This window comes from Hymenobacter defluvii (assembly GCF_017589435.1).
GTDB classification, from domain to species: Bacteria; Bacteroidota; Bacteroidia; order Cytophagales; family Hymenobacteraceae; genus Hymenobacter; species Hymenobacter profundi.
Genome location: NZ_JAGETX010000076.1, coordinates 1 through 1,129, shown reverse-complemented (window position 1 = coordinate 1,129; position 1,129 = coordinate 1). Strand labels below are relative to the sequence as shown.

Annotated in this window: 2 protein-coding genes; both read right to left on the bottom strand. The window is 49.6% G+C overall.

What is annotated here, in order from left to right; translation table 11 throughout:
• Window positions 1-330: glycosyltransferase (locus J4D97_RS22980; protein ID WP_208309626.1), on the bottom strand; the 330-nt coding region annotated here is incomplete at its 3' end.
• A 28-nt stretch (window positions 331-358) separates the two neighbouring features.
• On the bottom strand, window positions 359-1,129 hold a 771-nt coding region (locus tag J4D97_RS22975; protein WP_432207235.1), incomplete at its 5' end, for a glycosyltransferase family 2 protein.

The window sequence follows — 1,129 nt, the reverse complement described above, 5'->3', positions numbered from 1 at the left end:
GCTGTAGGCTTCTTCAAAACCAGATAGAAACTTATGGGTCGGCACAAAATCTTCCTGCACATAAAGTGTATAGGGAGTAGCTACAGCGTCTTGTCCCTTATTCAAATTATTACCTAGCCCTCGGTTGACTGGGGCAGTGATTAGCTTGAAGCTATACCGCGTTTGCAGATGTTCAATTGCCTGGACATGCAGTCCTTTGCTGTTGTCATCCGACACTATGATATCACCAAACATAACACCTAGCGCCTTGAAAGCACCAAGTAGGCGCTCCAGAGACTTGCTTCTATTGTAATGTGTGATTAATAGGGTTACTGCCGGAAAACTAGCCATCAATACTGAACTAAGGACTACTAAAAGACTACCTTTTGCCTGTTAAGGGTTCTGGCTTTAGCAATTTTTCTGGCTCGGCTCGATTTGCTTTGTCCCATGCAGCGGGCTGGGAGTTTGCCAGAAAGCGGCCAAAGCCACGGAAGGCTGCGACATTCATCATTGTAAAGTAGAGCGGTACCAGCGTGAGGCCGGCCTTCCGGTTGGTGGCGGCCAGCCACCAACCGACTAAACTACTCGCGTAAAAGAGAATTTGCAACAGAAGAAGAGGAGCATATATGCCTCGCTCAGTATAGGCTAGGTAGGCGTTCAACGGTAGCACTAAAGCAAGCAACGCCGGCGTCAGGCTCCAGCGCAACACGCGGTGGGAGATGTATAGAAAAGTCACCACCGGTTGCCGGAAGGGATTGAGCAGGAAAGTGAGTCGAGCCATAGACTGCCACCCGCCAGCACAAATACGGACTTTGCGCCCCATTTCTTCACTTAAGGAAGATGAGGGCGGTTCCATTGCAAAGGCGTTAGGCTCGTAAACCACTTTATATCCTGCCCCGACAATTCGCATGGATTGTACAAAATCGTCCAAAATGGTATCTTTCTCTAATGGGGCAAAGAGTTTTGTTCGGAAGGAAACCAACTCACCTGCAGCCCCCATCAGGCTGTGAATTTTTGAATCGCACCGCTTTAGAAACGACTCGTATTTCCAGTAAAGTCCTTCCCCCGAGCCCGAGGCGCTGCCATTACTGAGAACATGCTTCTCGCCCGAAACCGCCCCCACCTGAGGGTCTTGGTAATGCACTAGCAT